Annotated in this window: 14 protein-coding genes and 2 pseudogenes; 8 read left to right on the forward strand and 8 right to left on the reverse strand. The window is 65.9% G+C overall.

Translation table 11 applies throughout. From position 1 onward, the window contains the following. Positions 1 to 64: 64 nt before the first annotated feature. Together NS6_RS29615 and NS6_RS29620 are read right to left on the reverse strand one after the other, a co-directional pair. The gene (locus tag NS6_RS29615) at positions 65 to 940 is read right to left on the reverse strand and encodes a MerR family transcriptional regulator (RefSeq protein WP_068048754.1); all 876 of its coding nucleotides are present in this window, start codon (positions 938 to 940) and stop codon (positions 65 to 67) included. Positions 941 to 1,077: 137 nt separating this feature from the next. Next, positions 1,078 to 1,608 (reverse strand): DUF6764 family protein, encoded by a 531-nt coding sequence (locus NS6_RS29620; RefSeq protein ID WP_245669563.1) that lies wholly within the window; start codon positions 1,606 to 1,608, stop codon positions 1,078 to 1,080. Between the two features lie 217 nt (positions 1,609 to 1,825). Here NS6_RS29620 and NS6_RS29625 point away from each other — a divergent pair, with 217 nt between their 5' ends. Then, positions 1,826 to 2,482 carry a fasciclin domain-containing protein gene (locus NS6_RS29625; protein WP_068048757.1) on the forward strand — a complete coding sequence of 219 codons (657 nt, stop codon included), beginning with the start codon at positions 1,826 to 1,828 and terminating at the stop codon, positions 2,480 to 2,482. A gap of 19 nt (positions 2,483 to 2,501) precedes the next feature. On the opposite strand, the gene NS6_RS29630 is transcribed toward NS6_RS29625, so the two are convergent. Together NS6_RS29630 and NS6_RS29635 are read right to left on the reverse strand one after the other, a co-directional pair. Beyond that, positions 2,502 to 3,827 carry a cryptochrome/photolyase family protein gene (locus tag NS6_RS29630; RefSeq protein WP_068048872.1) on the reverse strand — a complete coding sequence of 442 codons (1,326 nt, stop codon included), beginning with the start codon at positions 3,825 to 3,827 and terminating at the stop codon, positions 2,502 to 2,504. A gap of 70 nt (positions 3,828 to 3,897) precedes the next feature. Beyond that, positions 3,898 to 4,554 carry a lipocalin family protein gene (locus NS6_RS29635; RefSeq protein ID WP_084471524.1) on the reverse strand — a complete coding sequence of 219 codons (657 nt, stop codon included), beginning with the start codon at positions 4,552 to 4,554 and terminating at the stop codon, positions 3,898 to 3,900. 229 nt (positions 4,555 to 4,783) lie between these two features. Here NS6_RS29635 and NS6_RS29640 point away from each other — a divergent pair, with 229 nt between their 5' ends. Further along, the gene (locus NS6_RS29640; RefSeq protein ID WP_068048764.1) at positions 4,784 to 5,689 is read left to right on the forward strand and encodes a MerR family transcriptional regulator; all 906 of its coding nucleotides are present in this window, start codon (positions 4,784 to 4,786) and stop codon (positions 5,687 to 5,689) included. Between the two features lie 164 nt (positions 5,690 to 5,853). Here NS6_RS29640 and NS6_RS29645 read toward each other — a convergent pair. Then, positions 5,854 to 7,211 (reverse strand): annotated as a pseudogene (locus NS6_RS29645) (TIGR01777 family oxidoreductase). Positions 7,212 to 7,525: 314 nt separating this feature from the next. Further along, a pseudogene (locus NS6_RS29650) lies at positions 7,526 to 9,053 on the reverse strand (SDR family oxidoreductase). Positions 9,054 to 9,214: 161 nt separating this feature from the next. Here NS6_RS29650 and NS6_RS29655 point away from each other — a divergent pair. The 3 genes from NS6_RS29655 to NS6_RS29670 all read left to right on the forward strand — a co-directional run bounded on the left by NS6_RS29655 (position 9,215) and on the right by NS6_RS29670 (position 11,967). Then, complete coding sequence (locus tag NS6_RS29655) at positions 9,215 to 9,814, forward strand: lipocalin family protein (protein ID WP_157113015.1); 600 nt, start codon at positions 9,215 to 9,217, stop codon at positions 9,812 to 9,814. 72 nt (positions 9,815 to 9,886) lie between these two features. Then, complete coding sequence (locus tag NS6_RS29660) at positions 9,887 to 10,678, forward strand: TspO-related membrane protein (RefSeq protein ID WP_068048770.1); 792 nt, start codon at positions 9,887 to 9,889, stop codon at positions 10,676 to 10,678. A gap of 182 nt (positions 10,679 to 10,860) precedes the next feature. Then, positions 10,861 to 11,967 carry a lysophospholipid acyltransferase family protein gene (locus tag NS6_RS29670; protein ID WP_371859378.1) on the forward strand — a complete coding sequence of 369 codons (1,107 nt, stop codon included), beginning with the start codon at positions 10,861 to 10,863 and terminating at the stop codon, positions 11,965 to 11,967. 547 nt (positions 11,968 to 12,514) lie between these two features. Here NS6_RS29670 and NS6_RS29675 read toward each other — a convergent pair. Together NS6_RS29675 and NS6_RS29680 are read right to left on the reverse strand one after the other, a co-directional pair. Continuing rightward, entirely contained in the window at positions 12,515 to 12,751 is a 237-nt protein-coding gene (locus NS6_RS29675; protein WP_068048779.1) for a hypothetical protein, read from the reverse strand. 164 nt (positions 12,752 to 12,915) lie between these two features. Then, complete coding sequence (locus NS6_RS29680) at positions 12,916 to 13,551, reverse strand: TetR/AcrR family transcriptional regulator (RefSeq protein WP_084471535.1); 636 nt, start codon at positions 13,549 to 13,551, stop codon at positions 12,916 to 12,918. A gap of 92 nt (positions 13,552 to 13,643) precedes the next feature. Here NS6_RS29680 and NS6_RS29685 point away from each other — a divergent pair, with 92 nt between their 5' ends. The 3 genes from NS6_RS29685 to NS6_RS29695 all read left to right on the forward strand — a co-directional run bounded on the left by NS6_RS29685 (position 13,644) and on the right by NS6_RS29695 (position 17,085). Further along, positions 13,644 to 14,294, forward strand: coding sequence for a hypothetical protein (locus tag NS6_RS29685; RefSeq protein ID WP_068048785.1), 651 nt, complete (start codon positions 13,644 to 13,646; stop codon positions 14,292 to 14,294). Between the two features lie 205 nt (positions 14,295 to 14,499). Then, the gene (locus tag NS6_RS29690; protein ID WP_168443403.1) at positions 14,500 to 15,996 is read left to right on the forward strand and encodes an alpha/beta hydrolase; all 1,497 of its coding nucleotides are present in this window, start codon (positions 14,500 to 14,502) and stop codon (positions 15,994 to 15,996) included. 180 nt (positions 15,997 to 16,176) lie between these two features. Further along, complete coding sequence (locus NS6_RS29695) at positions 16,177 to 17,085, forward strand: IS5 family transposase (protein ID WP_068048788.1); 909 nt, start codon at positions 16,177 to 16,179, stop codon at positions 17,083 to 17,085. The last annotated feature ends 12 nt before the right edge of the window (positions 17,086 to 17,097 follow it).

A 17,097-nucleotide genomic window follows, 5' to 3' on the forward strand; every position in this document is an offset into this window, starting at 1 on the left:
TCACCGATTGTGGCACTTTTTCGCCGAAATTGCATCGTTTACGCATCGTTATATGAAGAGATGGCTACTCACCGGTCCGCGCCAGCCGGCCGATCTCGGTGACCGCCTCCTCGAGCGTGCCGATACGCTGCCCGCCGGTGGGCAGCGTATGGGATGCGGACCAACCAGGCCCGGCCAGAAGTAACCGGGCACGTACGCGTCCGGGATCAACTGCGTCCGCGATCGCTGTCCGATCCGTTTGGGACCACAGCACGACCACGGGGCCGCGCGGCTGTTTGGCTACCGCATCGGCGAGTGCATTATCGGGTACGGCGCCGAGTAGCAAGGCCGGTATCCCGGCTTCGGCCAGCGCGGCGCGCAGGACCTCCAGGGGAAGTACGTGCCCCTCGTCCTCGGTGCAAGCCAGCAGTATTGGAGCAAGCCCCGCCACGTTGCGTACCGGCGGTACCGCGCGGTGCAAGCCGATGGTGATCGCCCAGGACAGAACATGCTCCACGTCGATCAAGTCGATGCCTCGATCCTGGCGGCCCACGATGTCGGCGAAGGCAGGCCTGCACAACCGCTGCCATGTTGTTATCACACCGAAATGCGTGAGATGTGCGGTGATCTCGGTCAAGAGCTCGGCGACTCGAAGCTGCTCGGCCGCGGCCAATACCGGCGCCACATCTCCCAGCGTGGGTGGCGAATCTGCCCGGAGGCGGGCGGCTTCGGCCGCTTCAGCCGGGCTCGCCCCGGTGCGGACCAGATCGGCCATCCGACTCAGTATCGCCACGTCACCGGCCGTGTAGTGCCGGTGCCTGCCGGGGCGGTGGCGGGCGGGTCCCAGGCCGTAGCGCTGGTTCCAGCTGCGTAGTGTCGCGACGGGAATATTCAACATTGCCGCGACGGCTCCGACCGTGTACCCGGGTACCGAGTCACCTCCTGCACCACCCTCGACCACGCTCGACCACCTTTCAACGAACCCGCTGAAGCCGCACCACTGCGAACGGCCGCAAATCCCTGGCAAAGAGGACGATGTGCCTATCGCTCGCCGTCCTGGTGTCGACAAGCAGTCGGCTTCCTACCCGAGCATGATTCTCAGCGCAGCGACACGCAGCCCTGCAAAGTTTGGAAGTCCCCGGCGAATCCGGGACCGCCGGTGCAGGTGGGGGTCGATACCCCGGTGACGGTCACCACGGCTCCGGGGCCGGCAATGCCGATGGACAGCCCGGGGCGCACCCCGACCGTAGTTGCTTGCGCGCCCGGCCCCAGCGCGATAGCGGCCGGACCCGACAAGAACTCCGAGCTCGACGTCGCCGTGCCGCCGTTCTGCGCGATGGCCAGCGACAGGCTCGTCGCGGCCGCATCAGCAGCCGCGGTGCCATCGACCCCATAGGCGGCCCCCGCACCGCCGGAGGTACTGGTCGCCGAGCAAGACGCCTCACCGGTCCCGGCCTGCACGGACGCAGCACCGGGCGCCGGACATGACGCAGTCGGCGCAGCGTTGGCAGTCGGGCCGGCGGCCAGCGCAAACAGTGACGCCGTTCCCACACTCACGAGCAACCCGAGCGAGCGCGCAGCAGTGAAATGAAACATGACGATCTCCTCCTCGTTCCCGATCTTGTCCATGGCCATTGTGACGCCTGCAGCGCCGTCGGCCGATTGAAATATCTCTCTGTGAGGCTTCACACTACGCGCCAAATGATGCAGAATCGACGCATCAGGAAAATTTCTGGCGTGGCCACGACGTATGGCGGAGCTACGGGCTCTGACCGCATTCCTGCAGCACCAGATCATGCGCCGACGGCAAGTACGGGCATCTCGCCCCTTGACAGAAAGGCACGACATGAAGATCCGGAAGCACCCCGCGGCACTGATCGCCGCACTGTCGGCGATTGCGATCGCCGGATCGGCATGTACCGACACCGGAGAATCGGACAATGCCGAGCCCTCACCCGCGATGACTACGTCCGCGCCCACGATGCCGGCGCAGGATGACGGCGCTATGGCCGGGCCGGTCGGCGCTGGGTGCGCAGCCTACGCCGAGCAAGTACCGAGTGGGCCCGGCTCGATCGATTCGATGGCGCAGGAACCCGTGGCGACAGCCGCGTCGAACAATCCGCTGCTGACCACACTCACCTCCGCGGTATCCGGTCAGCTCAATCCGCAGGTCAATCTCGTCGATACCCTCAACAGTGGTGAATTCACCGTTTTCGCTCCGGTGGACGATGCTTTCGCCGCGCTCGACCCCGCCACACTCGAAACGTTGAAAACGGATTCGGCGCTGCTGACCAGTATCCTCACCTACCACGTCGTGGAGGGTCGGATGGCGCCTGACGCCGTCGTCGGCACACACCCGACCGTCGAGGGATCCGAGGTTATGGTGACCGGATCCGGTGACCAGATCACCGTCAACGAGGCGGCTGTGGTCTGTGGCGGTGTCGAAACCGCGAATGCCACCGTTTACCTGATCGACGGCGTTCTGACGCCGCCCACCAGCTAGCGAACGCTGTCGGCCACCGTCACATGCCCGCGCACTCGACAATCGGTGCCGGGTATGTGGCGGGGTCGATGTTTTCGCGCCACGGCCGGTGAATACCGTTGCCCGGAAGATCGGCCAGTTCGGGTAGCCACCGGCGCACGTAGGTGCCGTCCGGGTCGAAGCGGTCGGCTTGTCGTAGGGGGTTCAGTTTCCGGTTCGGCCGGGTGTCGGTGCCGGTGCCCGCCGCCCACTGCCAGTTGAGCTGATTGTTGGCCAGGTCGGCGTCGACCAGCCAATCCAGGAAGTACCGCGCACCGATACGCCAATCCACACCCAGGGATTTGGTGAGAAAGCCGGCAACGATCATCCGGGCACGTCCGGCCATCCAGCCTTGCGCACGCAGTTGCCGCATCCCGGCGTCGACCACCGGGAATCCGGTTTCGCCCGCTTGCCAGGCCCGCACGGCCTGCGGGTCGTCACGCCAGGTGTTGTTCGGCCGGCTGCGGTAGTCCGACCAGGCCGCATTCGGTCGTGCGGCCAGCACTTGGTGATGGAAATCGCGCCACGCCAGCTGGCGCACGAATGCCTGGCCACCTTCGCTTGCGGAGTCGACAGCCGCGAGTATCTGCACGGTGGAAAGGCAACCGAAATGCAGGTACGGCGACAGGTGCGAGGTGGCGTCGAAATCCAGCCGGTCGGCGCGTTCGGCATAATCGGCGATCGGCCCGGAGACCCACTCGCGCAGCACCTTCCGGCCGGTGGCCGAGCCCCCGACAACCAGCTGCGGCGAGCTCGACCCAGGGCACAGATCGGCCGGTTCGGGCAGCGGGACACCGGTTACCGGCGGCGGCGTCAGTCGCCGCGGGGCACTGAGCGGCGTGCGCTGGTTCGCCTCGACCCACCGGCGGAAATAGGGGGTGAAAACGGCGAAATGATCGCCACCGCCGGATGGCCGCAGCGCACCCGGATCGATGGCGGTCACCGAGCTGCCGTGGACATGCAGCGCGCAATCGAGTTCGGAAAGCCTCGCGTGCAGCCGATCAGCGCGGCGGACGCTGTAGCCGCTGACGTCAGCGGCTATATGGACGCTGCCGGCGCCGGTCTCCTCGGCGATACGAGCGGTCTCGGTCACCGTGTCGCCGCGCCGGACAACGAGCTGACTTCCGAGGGCGCGTAGTTCGGCATCCAGTTCGGTGAGTGCCGCGAGCAGGAACCGAACGCGGTTCGGTGTAGCGAACCGGGCCAGGATGTCGTCGTCGAGCACGAAGAGCGGGATGACCGGTTCGCCCGCCTGATGTGCGGCAGTCAACACCGGATTGTCGTGTACCCGCAGATCGCGCGTGAACAGAGCGATGCTCGCCGTCACCGCGGCGCCCACCGGATCACAGCAGCGGGACCGGACGATGCCGGAAGGAGCCGGACATGGTTTGTCATGCTCAACGGGTGCACAGGGGTGCGATATCGGCCATTCCGCCCGTTGTGGGCGATGTCAGATACATGCACGGGCTCTGGCCCGTGCCCTCGATCGCCGCCTTCACTCGATCCCAGGTCGGGGCATCCAGTGCTGGTGTTCGGGACAGGACGAACCCGGACAAGCGGCTGGGGTCGGTCACCAGGGCCCAGGAGTAGTCGGGTCCGAGTGCGGTGACGATGTAATTGGTCGGCCCGGTGCGCTGGTCCTGGCCGGGCACGCTGGGGAAGCTGACGTGCAGCTGCGCGCCGGTGACAGGGTCGTTGACGGTCGCTGTTCCCTCGATCTGGTTCAGCGATCCGGTCCAGGTGACGCATGTGTTTCGCACTGCGATATCACCTTGCTCGTCGAGTTGGTAATCCGCTCGGGTGTCGCGGGCACAAGCCAGATTGAACGGCTGTGGGACGGCGGCGAGTTGATGCCACGTACCCAGATAGCGGGTCAGCTCCACTTTTTCCACCGGGGCCGGACTGGCGACGGAAACACGATCGGGTACCGCGCCCGCATTCCCAGCTGTCCCGACAGTGACCGCGACAGCGGCCGAGGCCGCACCGAACGCGGCCAACCGCAGCCCCCATCGGCGGCTCGGGGTGTCGACGGCAGATCTTGTACGCGAGAACATCCGGCGCTCCTCGAATCTCGGCTACCTCTGTCGGGAAGTCACCCTAACAGAAAAACGATGCACAATCGACGCATAAATTCTCGTGGTCGCGTGACGGGAAGGCTGACCCACATTCGCGCCAGTGCCCCGAGATGTGTCTTTGTCGCCTCACACACGGACCGACCGACAACAAACCGGCGGAGGCCCGGGCGCTTGGGATGTCGGCGCCTTCAGGGGGCACAATAGGCTCATGCCCGCCGGTCCAGCCCCCCTTCCCGACGCAGCCGGATACACGGTGCGCGCGGTAGCTGACCGGCTCGGCATTCCGACCGCGACGTTGCGCAGCTGGAATCGCCGCTACGCCATCGGCCCGACCCAGCACCGACCGGGACAGCACCGCCTCTACAGTGCATCCGATATTGCGGTGCTCGAGCGGATGCTCACGATGATCCACGCGGGCGCGAGCCCGGCCGGTGCGGCTGCCGCGGTGACCGCCACATCTCCGACTCCCGTACTCGGGGAGTGGGAGCCGCTGCTGAACGCCGCGTTCGCGCTAGACATGCGAACGACCTCCGCGCTGCTGACCGCGCATCTGCAGGCATACGGGGTGGTCGATACGTGGGATCTCCTGTGCCGCCCTGCCTTCGCGGCGGTCGTCACCCGGCAACTGGGCGGCGAAAGTTGCATCGATGTGGAACACTTGCTGTCCTGGTCGATCACCGTTGTGCTGCACCGCCATACGCCGGTACCTGCACCCGCGACCAACCAGGCGGTCGTACTGGCATGCACCAGCGGCGAAACCCACGCCCTACCGCTGGAAGCCCTGCGCGCCGGCCTCGCCGAGCGCGGTGTCGGCGCGTTGATGCTCGGCGCCGACGTACCCACCGACGCCCTCGCGGCCGCACTCACCCGCGACGATCGGCGGCCCGATGCCGTGCTCTGGTCGCAGCAGGAGTCCACCGCGCTGACGTCTGCAATACGTGCATGTCACGCCGCCGGGTCCCGAGTCCTGGTCGGCGGGCCGGGCTGGGATGCGGTGATCCTGCCGGAGTTCGCGCACCGCCTCGACGGGCTCGGCGAAGCTATCGATCGAATTACCAGGCCACCACTGACGAGGACAGACTCCACCGAGAGCGGTCGGAATCCGTCCAGGTAAGCGACGCAATAATGATGCACTAGCGGTGGATGCGGATCGGGGTGCAGCCGTCCCACGAACTCGAGGTTCCACGGCGAAGTCGGACACCACGAGATCGGTCGCTTCGACAGCCACGGGCTTGCCGCGATGCCGCTATCGACATCGACCAGCACTCTTCGCAGTCGTTACGATTCCGCGGTGCGGCCCAGGACATGGCGCAGCGCGGATTCCAGCTCAGGGTGGCGGAATTTGTGGCCGGCGCCGACGAGCCGATCCGGCACCACCCGCTGACTGGCGGTGGCGAGTTCGCGGGCACCCGAGCGACCGAGCAGCACGGCGGGGCCGAGCTCTGGTACCGCAACGACGGTGGGCCGACGCATGACGTGCCCCAATGTGTGCGTGTACTCGATGTTGCGCACCGGATGCGGTGCCACCGCGTTGATCGGACCACGCAACCCGTCGTCCCACAGCGCACGATGATAAGTATCGACGAGATCGTCGATGCCTATCCAGGACATCCACTGGTGCCCGGAACCGATGCGGCCACCGATTCCGGCACCGACCAGTGGGCGCAGTAACCGCAGTGTCACGCCTCGCGGCGATTGCACGATCCCGGTGCGGACCGACACCACCCGGGTGGTGCCCGAGGTGGCGGCAGCTGCTGCCTCCTCCCAGTCGGAGACGACGTCCGCCAGGAACCCGGTCCCCCGCGATGACCGCTCCGTGAGTGTTTCGTCGTCGCGGTCGTATCCGTAGTAGCCGATGGCCGAGGCGCTGACGAATACCCCTACGCCGGACCGCGCGCAGAGTTCGGCCAGTTTGCGGGTCGGCGTAATCCGGCTCTCCGCGACCGCCCTCTTGTGCTCGTCGGTGAACCGGCCCGCGATCGGTGCCCCGGCCAGGTGCACCACCGCGTCCACGCCGTCGAGCAGACCACCGGCGGGACTGTAGGGATCCCAGCGCCGCTCCCCGCGCTCACGTGGCTCGCGGCGCACCAGCCGGATCACGGTATGCCCACCCGAACTGAGAAAGGCCGTCAACGCCGACCCGATCAAGCCGGAGGACCCTGTCACCGCGACCGTTATCGCGCCGAGGGCGTGGTCGGCGGCTCGTGCGTGAGCCGCCAGATCCGCTGTAAGTTGCCGGTGCCGATAGGTGAACACATCGGACGCAGCATTGCGGCAGGCACCCAGGTCTGAACCCGGTCCACTATCCGAGTGTGAGCGGAGTCCACCTCCTCGAATTCATGAATATGCCGCCACGACAGCACAGCGGACGCGGGCACGGACGCCAGGCCTCGGGTGGTGATCCGGTCGACGAACCGGTGCGGCGGGTCGTATTCACCGCCCTCGTGCCGGGCCACCCAGCGCAAGCGCGCCGGCAAACCGAGCACCGCACGCCCATCGGCGAGCGAATCGGCTTCCTCGAGCAACGACACCGGCTGCCACGGCGGTGCGAGCCGCGCGAATGCCCCCGGACGTGCGAACCACGCGAACACTTCGGATCGAGGAACCGCGACAACGGCCGAACACTCGATGCTCATCCCACGACCCTACGCACGGGCCGCGGCAATCCGGTCGCACCGCACCCAGAGCGTCGTCTGCCAGGACGTAGACGACGGCCCGGGTCACCGCGGTGTGCCCGAGTCCGCGAGCAACAGTGCGAACTGCTCGACCAACCGCAGGACCGCCTGTTTCTGCTGGGCCACCGTCGTTCGACGGGCCCGATTCCGAGCGCAGGCCGGTCGGTATCGAGCCCCGCCCGTGGCCCCCGGCGTCGCTGACATGCCCCTGGTCGAGTGCGAGATCGCCCGGATGGCCTGGCCATGATATGAGCAAGTGCGGGACTGTCGGCTTGTCAATTCCGGTGTGGCCGCCAGGGTGGGCGATGCTCGCCGTCGCTCGCGCTCGCTGTGGTGGCGTCGGGCTTTCTGTGGTGTTCGGCGGTGGCGGTGATGTTGCGGGCCATGCCGCCGAAGACGACGTCGTGCAGCGGTGTGATCGCTGTCCAGTAGAGGTGCCCGGCTAGTCCGCGGGGCTGGAAAACGACCCGTTGTCGGTACCGTGCGCTCCGGCCGGGTGCGGGTTCGACGCCGAGTTCGAGCCATGCCATGCCCGGCAGGTTCATTTCGGCGCGCAGGCGTAGCAGCCGCCCACGGTCGATGTGTTCGACACGCCACCAGTCGAGCGCTTCACCAATGTGTAGATGGTAGGGGTGTTCGCGGCCGCGGCGATAGCCGATCCCGCCGGTGGCTCGGTCGATCCAGCCGCGCAGTGACCACACCAGTGGTAGCGAGTACCAGCCGTTTTCTCCGCCGATGGATTCGATGACCGCCCACAGGGTTTCCGCGTCGGTGTGGGTGTGGTGTTCGCGTAGGTCTTCGTATACTGATCCGCCGGACCATTCGGGGTCACTCGGCAGGGGCGCCGCAGGTACGGCAGCTGCGTCGGGGTCCGGCCAGCGGGTCGCGGTTTCGGCGTTGCGGATGTGGGCGGTGGCCAGTTCGACGGCCTGCTCGTAGTGGGTGAGCCCGCCCTCGGGGTCAGGGATGTAGGTGGCGATGTCATGATCACCGCAGACGACTTCGTGGATGAGCGATTCGATCAGCGGGACCGCCAAGGCGCGTGGGACCGGGGTGACGACATTGACCCATTGCGCCGACAGCCATGGGGTCAGCACAGGCACCGGCACGACCAGCCGGTGCGGGAGTCCGGATACGGTCGCGTATTTCCGCATCATCGACAGGTAGGTCACGATGTCGGGGCCGCCGATATCGAAGGCCTGGTTGACTTTCGTGGGTAGTTCGGCAGACCGGACCAGGTAGTGAAGGACGTCGCGCACGGCGATCGGTTGGATGCGGTTGTGCACCCAGCGCGGGGTCACCATCGCGGGCAGGCGTTCGGCCAGATAACGCAGCATTTCGAAACTGGCCGAGCCGGAACCGATGATGACCGCCGCCCGCAACTCCACTGTCGGCACCCCGCTGCCCCCGCAGGATTTCACCTACCTCGGCGCGGGAGGCCAGGTGCCGCGACAGCGGCCGTTGCTCGGGGATGATTCCGCCCAGGTAGATGATGCGCCCGACCCCGGCCGTCTGCGCGGCGGCGGCGACGGTACGTGCGGCGCGCTGGTCGATATCGGTGAAGTCGTGGCGGGTCAGCGAATGCACCAGGTAGTAGAGGACCTCCTGGTCGGCGACCGCCGCACGCACGTCGTCGTCGATGGTGAGGTCTGCGCGCACGACCTCCACGCGTTCGCGCCACGGGACCTCGGCCAACTTCGCCGGGGTCCGGGCCACCACCCGCACCCGGTGCCCGGCGCGGAGCAGTTCGGGGACCAGCCGCCCGCCGATGTAGCCGGTGGCACCGAAGACTACGCACCGCATATCCGATCACCGTCCTGATTTGTGAAAAGCAATGCCGGGGTAATATCTGTCGAGTTCTCTTGCGATTTTTCTCGAACGGTCGGAGCAGGTTTTCGCGGCCATCAACCGAATCGATTATCGAGGAACTACGAATGAGACCATCGGCCGGGGCCGCTGTGAAAATGATATGGAGAACCGTAGGGGTGATCGCCGCGCTCAGCGCGGCCCTCGGATCGAGTACCGCGACCGGGTCCACCGCGCCCGGTGGCCGGCAGCCGCTGGCGCCGGTCGAGGCCCTGGACGTGGGTCGTTACCTCGGCGTATGGAACCAGGTCGCCGCCCTGCCGCAGCCCTACAACCTCGACTGCGCCCGCAACACGACCGCCGACTATCAACTGATCGACGCGAACAATATCCGCGTCGAGAACACCTGCATCTCCTGGAGCGGCGCCACCAACCGCATCATCGGAAATGCCCGGGTCAACGACCCGGTCACCCGAGCACAACTGCACGTCAGCTTCCCGGGCGTGCCGTTCCAGAATTCTTTGGACGGACCCACCAATTACATCGTGACCTTTATCGCCGAGGACTATTCCTGGGCTATTGTCGGTGACCCCTTACGGTTTTCCGGATTCGTGCTGTCGCGCTCACCGGCGGTCGATCCGGCCCGCTGGGGCGAGATCCGCGCAGTCGTGGCCGACCGCGGCTACGACCCCTGCCTGCTGCTGACCTCCCCCACCCCGGGCGGTGCCACCGACATCCGCCCGCTGTGCACCGCGTAGACGGCGCCCGCAGCGAGTCGAGCGGGCCCCCGCGCCGGGATTGAATGCGCCCGGGGTGGGCATCCCGTCGATATGACGGCCCGGAGCACGGATTACAGCAGGCAGATCAGTGTGGGAGTGAGCGCTGTGGTGGCGGTCGCCGCCGCGGTCATCGGCTCCGGCGCGTGGGGCGGGACCCCGATCTCGGAAGCCGCTGGTGGTGCGCTGGCTGCTGATGCCACCTATGTCGCTCCGGGCGGCACCGCGTTCGTGATCTGGTCGCTGTTATATGCCGGGTTCCTCGCGCTCGCGGTATGGCAGATCCTTCCGGCGCAGCGCGAAAACCCGCGGTTGCGGGCGACCGGCTGGTTGATCGCGCTGTCGCTGCTGTTGAACGCGGCATGGATCGCGACGGTCCAGGTTGGGTGGGTCACGGTAAGTGTCGCGGTGATCGTGGCACTGCTGGTGACGCTGGCGGCGGTGTTTATCCGGTGTCTGCAATCACGGCCGACCGACGCGACCGAAGCGGTGGTTCTCGACGGTGTTATGGGTCTGTATCTGGGATGGATCGTCGTCGCTACCGTCGCCAACACCGCCGCGGCCCTGAAACAGGCCACCGCAGATTTCGGGTTGGGTGCTCAACCGTGGGCGGTGATCGTGGTGGTCGGCGCCGCCGTCGTCGGCGCCGCGCTTTCGGTGATCGGCCGGGGCAGGTTCGCGGCTCCCGCCGCGATCGTGTGGGGCCTGGCGTGGATCGCGATCGCCCGCCTGGACGCTCCGCAGTCGACGGCAGTCGCCGTCGCCGCGGCGGCCGCGGCCCTGCTGGTGGTCTCGGCGGCCGTCGCCGCTCGCATTCGGCGGCCCAGCACACCCACACCAGCCTGACGGCCCACCCTCAGGCTCTCGCTCGGAAGCGACCCCAGACAACGAAAGCTCTCGCCATCACCCGGGCCGACCGGTCGAGACCGTCGAAGCAGGCACCCGCATCGGGTGTCACGGACCAGGATAGAATCGAACCACCCACGCCGCTTCTGTGCCCGCACTCACGATTGCAGTTCCCCGAGCGGATCGAACGGTGGTCACATCATGCCGATCAGGAAACCGGCCAGCTCCGTCGCCGTGATTGTCGTGCGCTCGCTACCGCAGTTCGGGCCGGTAGGGGCCGAACTCAGGTTTCGGCTGCAACCGGCAATAGGGCGGCCATACCGCGACTCGAGAGATGTAGCGATGCGGTGCTCGTCGGTCCACGAGGGGATGCCGCGGCACAGACCGGACGTCCCTTTCCAGGTCGTCGTCGAGACCCGGTCGTGACCTTCGGCGATCTGATACGAGACGCGGCCACCGCGGGTGTCCGCGGCACGGCCGATTTCGCCCGTCGTCGCGTCGCCGGAGACTACCGACTCGACGCGTTCGGCCTCGACGAGGACCTGCTGGAGTCACTGATCCTGCCCGTCCTGCGGCCGCTGTCACAGCGGTGGTTTCGGGTACAGGTCGATGGTATCGAGCACCTCCCCGAATCCGAGGGCGCGCTGATCGTGGCCAACCATGCCGGCGTGGTGGCCCTGGATGGGCTGATGCTGCAGGTCGCCGTGCACGACCATCATCCCAAACAGCGCGCGGTACGCCTGTTGGCCGCCGACCTCGTCTTCGACCTACCGGTCGTGGGCCCACTGGCCCGCAGGGCCGGACACACCCTGGCCTGCCGCGCCGACGCCGAACGACTGTTACGCGCCGGTGAGCTGACAGGGCTGTTCCCCGAAGGCTTCAAAGGCGTCGGCAAGCCCTACAAAGCACGGTACAAGCTACAGCGTTTCGGGCGCGGCGGCTTCGTCTCCACCGCCGTCCAGACCGGTGTGCCGCTTGTTCCATGCTCGATCGTCGGCTCCGAAGAGATCTATCCGAAACTGGCCGACATCACACCGCTGGCCCGGCTACTCGGCCTATCGTATTTCCCGGTGACACCGCTGTTTCCGCACCTGGGCGCACTGGGCGCTATCCCACTACCATCGAAGTGGTACATCGAATTCGGTGAACCCATCTACACCGGACACTACGGTCCCGACGCCGCTGACGATCCGATGACCATGTTCGAGGTCACCGACCATATCCGCGAAACCATCCAGCAGACGCTGTACAAGCGACTGACCCAGCGCCGCAACCCGTTCACAGGCTAGGGCGCAGGGCTTGCACGGTCCTGGACTCCGGACGACGATCGCATGCCGACTTGTCGCGGCCACAGGGTCGAGGACGACTGCAGCACGAACACGGCATCAACCCTGCACCTCTCAGTGACGACCAAACCGGGCTGGTCAACGGTCCAAAACGGACGGTTGTCGCTACAGGCGCTCTCGGCAGCGATGGGAACGCAGCCGCCGAACCAGGGCACGGGCACGGAGCCTCCTCGGCGTGCCGGCGATCAGCTCTACCGCATCACCCTCTCCGGCCTGACACTGGGCGCGGCGCAACGCGCCGCCAAATCCGCCTTCACAAGAAAACCGGGTGGCCATCGTCGGTGACCCCTCAGTTCAAGTTCACCTCGCCTCGCTGGTCGCCTGCCGTCCACATTCCTGCCCGGCGGTGGGCGACAGCAGGATTTGGAACCCAGAACCCGCTGTTAGGGTTTCGAGGTCTGGTCAGCGTTCACGTCGGATCACGTTAGGTCACGATAGGTGATCTACCTGCGGCGATGCCGTTAGGTGATGCACGCTCGTTCACGGATGATCACCAGAAATATCCGTGAATGTTTGGTGTAGTTTTGGGATGGGCGAAATCCGCCGCCACCATCGTGATCTCACCGCAGGAACGGGCCGGTCCGAGCTTGCCGAGCTGGGGATCAAGCTTGAGATGGTTCTGGGGAGAACCGAAGGCGCTGCGGAGTACACCGAGCAGGCTCGTCGATACCTCGCTACACGCCTGATAGCCGACGGCAAGAACAACTAGGGGGCCGATGTCGAGCATTTGGAAGCGAACCTCGCGCAGGTCGAGGCTGTATACGAGGGCTACGGCTTCGCTCTAACCGGCCTGACGCAGATCGACACCTACTTCCTGGTCGGTAGGGCGTGCTGCTGGACAGGACGGAACGCGTCGGCAAGTACAGACCAACTCGGTGCTCACGGCGATGACTACAGATCAGCTTTGTGCGTCGAAGCCGCCCTGCGGTGTGGGTGCGGTGTGAAAAGCATCGAAATGGCGTATCGCAGTGTGTCTGTCTCCGAGCGGATTCGCGCGGCGTCGGTCGGTAGCGCTCGAGCTATGGCCAAACCGTCCAGTACGACGTTGAGGTAGGCAGCCCGTTGGGCATTGTCTCCTGGCGGGAGGACCCCTTCTTTTTCGAGCACGTCCAGCCAGTGCTCGGTACGCCGCAGCCCAGCCGCGCTGAAGGCAAGGTAGGTAGCGATGGCATCGGCACTGGGCTCCGAGCCGACGTAGGTCTCGAGCGTATGCCGCCACGCATGTCGCGCTTGTTCCCCGGCGCCCGTGGCAGCCAGCACCTGCTGCATACACGCCAGCAGCCGATCCTCGGCGGGCACCGTGGTGTCCTCGATGACGTCCGCACTCGCGAAGAGACCGGTGATGCCTGCTGCGACTTCGTCTATCAACGCCCGCTGCGTGGGAAAGAAGTGCCGCAGCGAACCGGTACTGACGCCAGCGCGCGCGGCGACGGCGCGGACACTGAGCCTGGCACCCGGGTCTTCGGACACCATCGTCGCGGCAGCAATCAAAATGCGGTCCCTGGTGCTGGGCTCACTTTGTGGCACTATCGTCACCTCCGACCCTGACAATACTAGTACAGCGTGCTAACGTCGAAAACGCACTATCACGCTGTACTAATGAATTTTGGGGTGTAGTCATGGCGACAAGCTGGCGTGAACGACGAGCCGAGCGACGAGTTCGACCCGGCGACGGCCGGGCCCTCACACGTTTTCGGTGGTGGCAGGTCCTCAGCAGGTCCCAGCTCGCTCTGGACGTGTCGGCCGGATCCGGCACCACCACCCAGTACACGGTCGACGTCCGACAGCTCGGCGACGGCAAAGACGGGGAAGTACGTGCCCGGTTGTACCGCAACGGACTGCAACATGCTGTCTCCCGTATGCCCGCCCGATTCTCCGTCGAGAACGGAACCATCGAAGTCGCCATGGGCGGGTTCGGGCTCAAGCGTTGCCACTTCGTCGACACCGACGACAACGAGACGATGTTGGTGCCCGATCCCGCGTCCGCCGAAGGTCGTCGGGCCAGGCTCGAGGAGAACCGGCCACAGCTGAGCCGCATCCTCGGCGTACTCGCCACGCTCGCCGTTCTGGTCGGGATGTTGGTCGCGCTACTACAGCTGGTCGAGCCGATCACCAGCATTCCGCAGGTACGCGAGCTCGTCGGCGGGGTGCAGTCTCCGCTGCGGCTGCCGCTCGCGGCAAACATCGCGGTCGGTGTAGCTGCCTTCCTCGGCAGCATCGAACGCGCTCTGCGCATCCGCACAAGCTGGCTGGACAATTTCGCGAACTAGTCACCGGCCTGCGGGGGAGCTCACACGTGAACCCGAGAGCTGCCCACCGTGACGATTCCACGCAGCGCTCACGCATTCCCGCCCCGGACTCTTGCTCGCCCATTCCACGCCGACCCGTCGATAGGAATTTCTCGTGACAGACAGCTATTTCCACCGACACGGGCGTCATCAGCGTCGCCGCACTGCACTGTTGAAAGCCGCCGCAGTGAGTACAGCCGCCCTGTGGACCGTCACCTCTTGCAGCACACTCTCATCGGAGGAGCTGAACTCCTCGTATCCCACACTGGCGCACTACGAGTCACAGACACTCGACTTCGCCCCATGCGACCAGACCGCCACAGGCATTGACGATGACCGGGTCGAATGCGCAACACTCGAGGTGCCGCTCGACTACTCCAGCCCCGACGGGCCCGCCATCGAACTCGGAATCTCCCGCATCCGAGCCACCGGCACCGACAGAGTCGGATCGGTCGTGGTCAACCCCGGCGGACCAGGAGCACCCAGTGTGGGTTTCGTGACCGCGGTCGCCGACTCCTGGGCGGACGGCCCAGCTCGCCAACAGTTCGACATCGTGTCGATGGATCCCCGCGGAGTCGGCACCTCTCGACCGGCCATCGACTGCTACACCGACCAGGAGCGTGACGACGACGCGATCGTTTCCGGGATCCCCGCTGGTGCGCTGGCCTGGACCGCCGACTCGGCCCGGTCGGTGTTGGAGCAGTGCGCTCGACGAAGCGGCGGAATGGACGTCCTGGGACAGATGAGCACCGAGAACGCGGCACGTGATCTCGATGTCCTGCGCGCGGCGCTCGGCGACGAGCAGTTGACGTTCCTCGGTGCCAGCTACGGAACGCGCCTGGGGACGATCTACGCCCAACAGTTTCCGAGCCGGGTCCGTGCGATGGTCCTCGACGGGGCGGTCGATCCCCGCAAGAATGTCCTCGAACGCCAGACACAACTGTTCGCAGGCGTACAGCGCTCGTTCGACGAACTGTCCCGGTACTGCGTAGACCGAGGGAACTGCCCTCTTGGAAGTGATCTTGCGGGAACGGTGGGTGCTATCCAGAGCCTGCTTCGACCGCTCCTCGACACCCCCGCCCCGACCGCGGGTGGGCGTCGACTGACCTATTTTGCTGCGATCGAAGCTGTCACACTCGGTCTGTACTCCAGCCAAGCGTGGGACAGCGTCATCGCAGGCCTGGCCGAGCTACGAGCCGGGCGCGCCGATGTGATGCTCGCACTGCGAGATGTCGGGGCGCAGCGCGGACCCGACGGGACGTACACGAATTCATCGGAAGCGACCCTCGCCATCAACTGCCTCGATGAGATCAGGCCGACACCCGAACAGACAACAGCCGTCGTCGCAGAGGTCAATTCTCTTGCCCCGTACATGGACCCCGGGTTCGATGTGGACACCCATTACGGATGCGAGGGGTGGCCCGACGAACAGGTACTGGACTACCCCTACGGCGACAACATCACCGGCTTGCCCGAAACACTCGTGGTGTCCGTCACCGGTGACGGGCTGACCCCGCACGAAGGCGGTGTGGCACTATCAGAGATGCTCGGCGCACGACTGCTCACCGTCGACGGCGAACAACACGGCGCCACCACCGCAGCCAATGCGTGCATCAACGAGATCGTCGAACACTACCTCGTGGACCTGACCATCCCGGACAACCAATTACGTTGTGTCCTATAAAGAAAAATCACCCGAGTAGACCGGAGACAACTCGCCGACCACGATGGAGATTAGAGCGTGTTTCATAAGCCCAATGGTGGGGGTCGAACCCGTTGTCCGGGTTGAGAAGTTGGTGATATGACGAGGTCTCCGGTAGTTGGTTGAACGACCAAGCACAACCGGAGACCAACCGGAGACCTCTTGAACAGCGTAACGGCAACGTGCCGTGCGGATCTGACCGATGCCCAGTGGTCGAAACTGAAACCGCTACTACCTGCCGGTATGAAACCGGGCCGGCCGCCTCGGTGGTCGAAACGGCGGTTGATCGACGGAATCCGCTGGCGGATCCGTACCGGCACCCCGTGGCGTGACATCCCAACGGTTTACGGGCCGTGGCAAACGGTGTACGGGTTGTTCCGCCGCTGGCAGCGCGATGGAACGTGGGAATCGATGCTGACCGCGCTGCAAGCCCACGCCGACGCTGCAGGCGAGATCGAGTGGACGGTGAGCGTGGACTCCACCGTCGCCCGAGCGCACCAGCACGCGGCCGGTGCCCGCCGCGACCCGCACCGCCAGGCCGAGCCGGCGGGCGGATTCGATGACGAACCCGCCGACCATGGCCTCGGACGGTCGCGGGGCGGGTTCGCCACGAAGCTGCACTTGGCCGCCGACCAGGAGCAGCGGCCGTTGGCGCTGCTCGTCACGCCTGGTCAGTGGGCCGATTTCCCGCAGTTCACGACCGTGCTCGGCGAGATCCGGGTGCCGCGGCTCGGGGTCGGTGGTACCCGGTCGCGGCCGGATCGGGTGCTGGCCGACAAAGCCTATTCTTTGGCGGCCAACCGTGCTTACCTGCGGCGACGCGGGATCAAGGCAACTATCCCGATCAAGGCAGATCAGGCCGCGAATCGCGCGGCCAGAGGCCATGCCGGTGGGCGACCGCCCGCGTTCGAGCGCGGTCTCTACGTCCTGCGGCACGCCGTGGAATGCACGATCAACCGCCTCAAACAGCACCGGGCAGTGGCCACCCGGTATGACAAACTCGCCGTCCGCTACCTGGCCACCGTCCGTGTCGCCGCGATCAACCTGTGGTTATCAGGCCGCGGCTTATGAAACACGCTCTAA

The organism is Nocardia speluncae NBRC 108251 (assembly GCF_001613245.1).
Taxonomy (GTDB): domain Bacteria; phylum Actinomycetota; class Actinomycetes; order Mycobacteriales; family Mycobacteriaceae; genus Nocardia; species Nocardia speluncae.

Bases quoted from the DNA above. Each gene is read 5' to 3' on its own strand.
- NS6_RS29620 (WP_245669563.1), bottom strand. From the start codon at position 1,608: ATGGACAAGATCGGGAACGAGGAGGAGATCGTCATGTTTCATTTCACT.
- NS6_RS29625 (WP_068048757.1), top strand. From the start codon at position 1,826: ATGAAGATCCGGAAGCACCCCGCGGCACTGATCGCCGCACTGTCGGCG.
- NS6_RS29635 (WP_084471524.1), bottom strand. From the start codon at position 4,554: ATGTTCTCGCGTACAAGATCTGCCGTCGACACCCCGAGCCGCCGATGG.
- NS6_RS29640 (WP_068048764.1), top strand. From the start codon at position 4,784: ATGCCCGCCGGTCCAGCCCCCCTTCCCGACGCAGCCGGATACACGGTG.
- NS6_RS29655 (WP_157113015.1), top strand. From the start codon at position 9,215: ATGATATGGAGAACCGTAGGGGTGATCGCCGCGCTCAGCGCGGCCCTC.
- NS6_RS29660 (WP_068048770.1), top strand. From the start codon at position 9,887: ATGACGGCCCGGAGCACGGATTACAGCAGGCAGATCAGTGTGGGAGTG.
- NS6_RS29675 (WP_068048779.1), bottom strand. From the start codon at position 12,751: ATGCTCGACATCGGCCCCCTAGTTGTTCTTGCCGTCGGCTATCAGGCG.
- NS6_RS29685 (WP_068048785.1), top strand. From the start codon at position 13,644: ATGGCGACAAGCTGGCGTGAACGACGAGCCGAGCGACGAGTTCGACCC.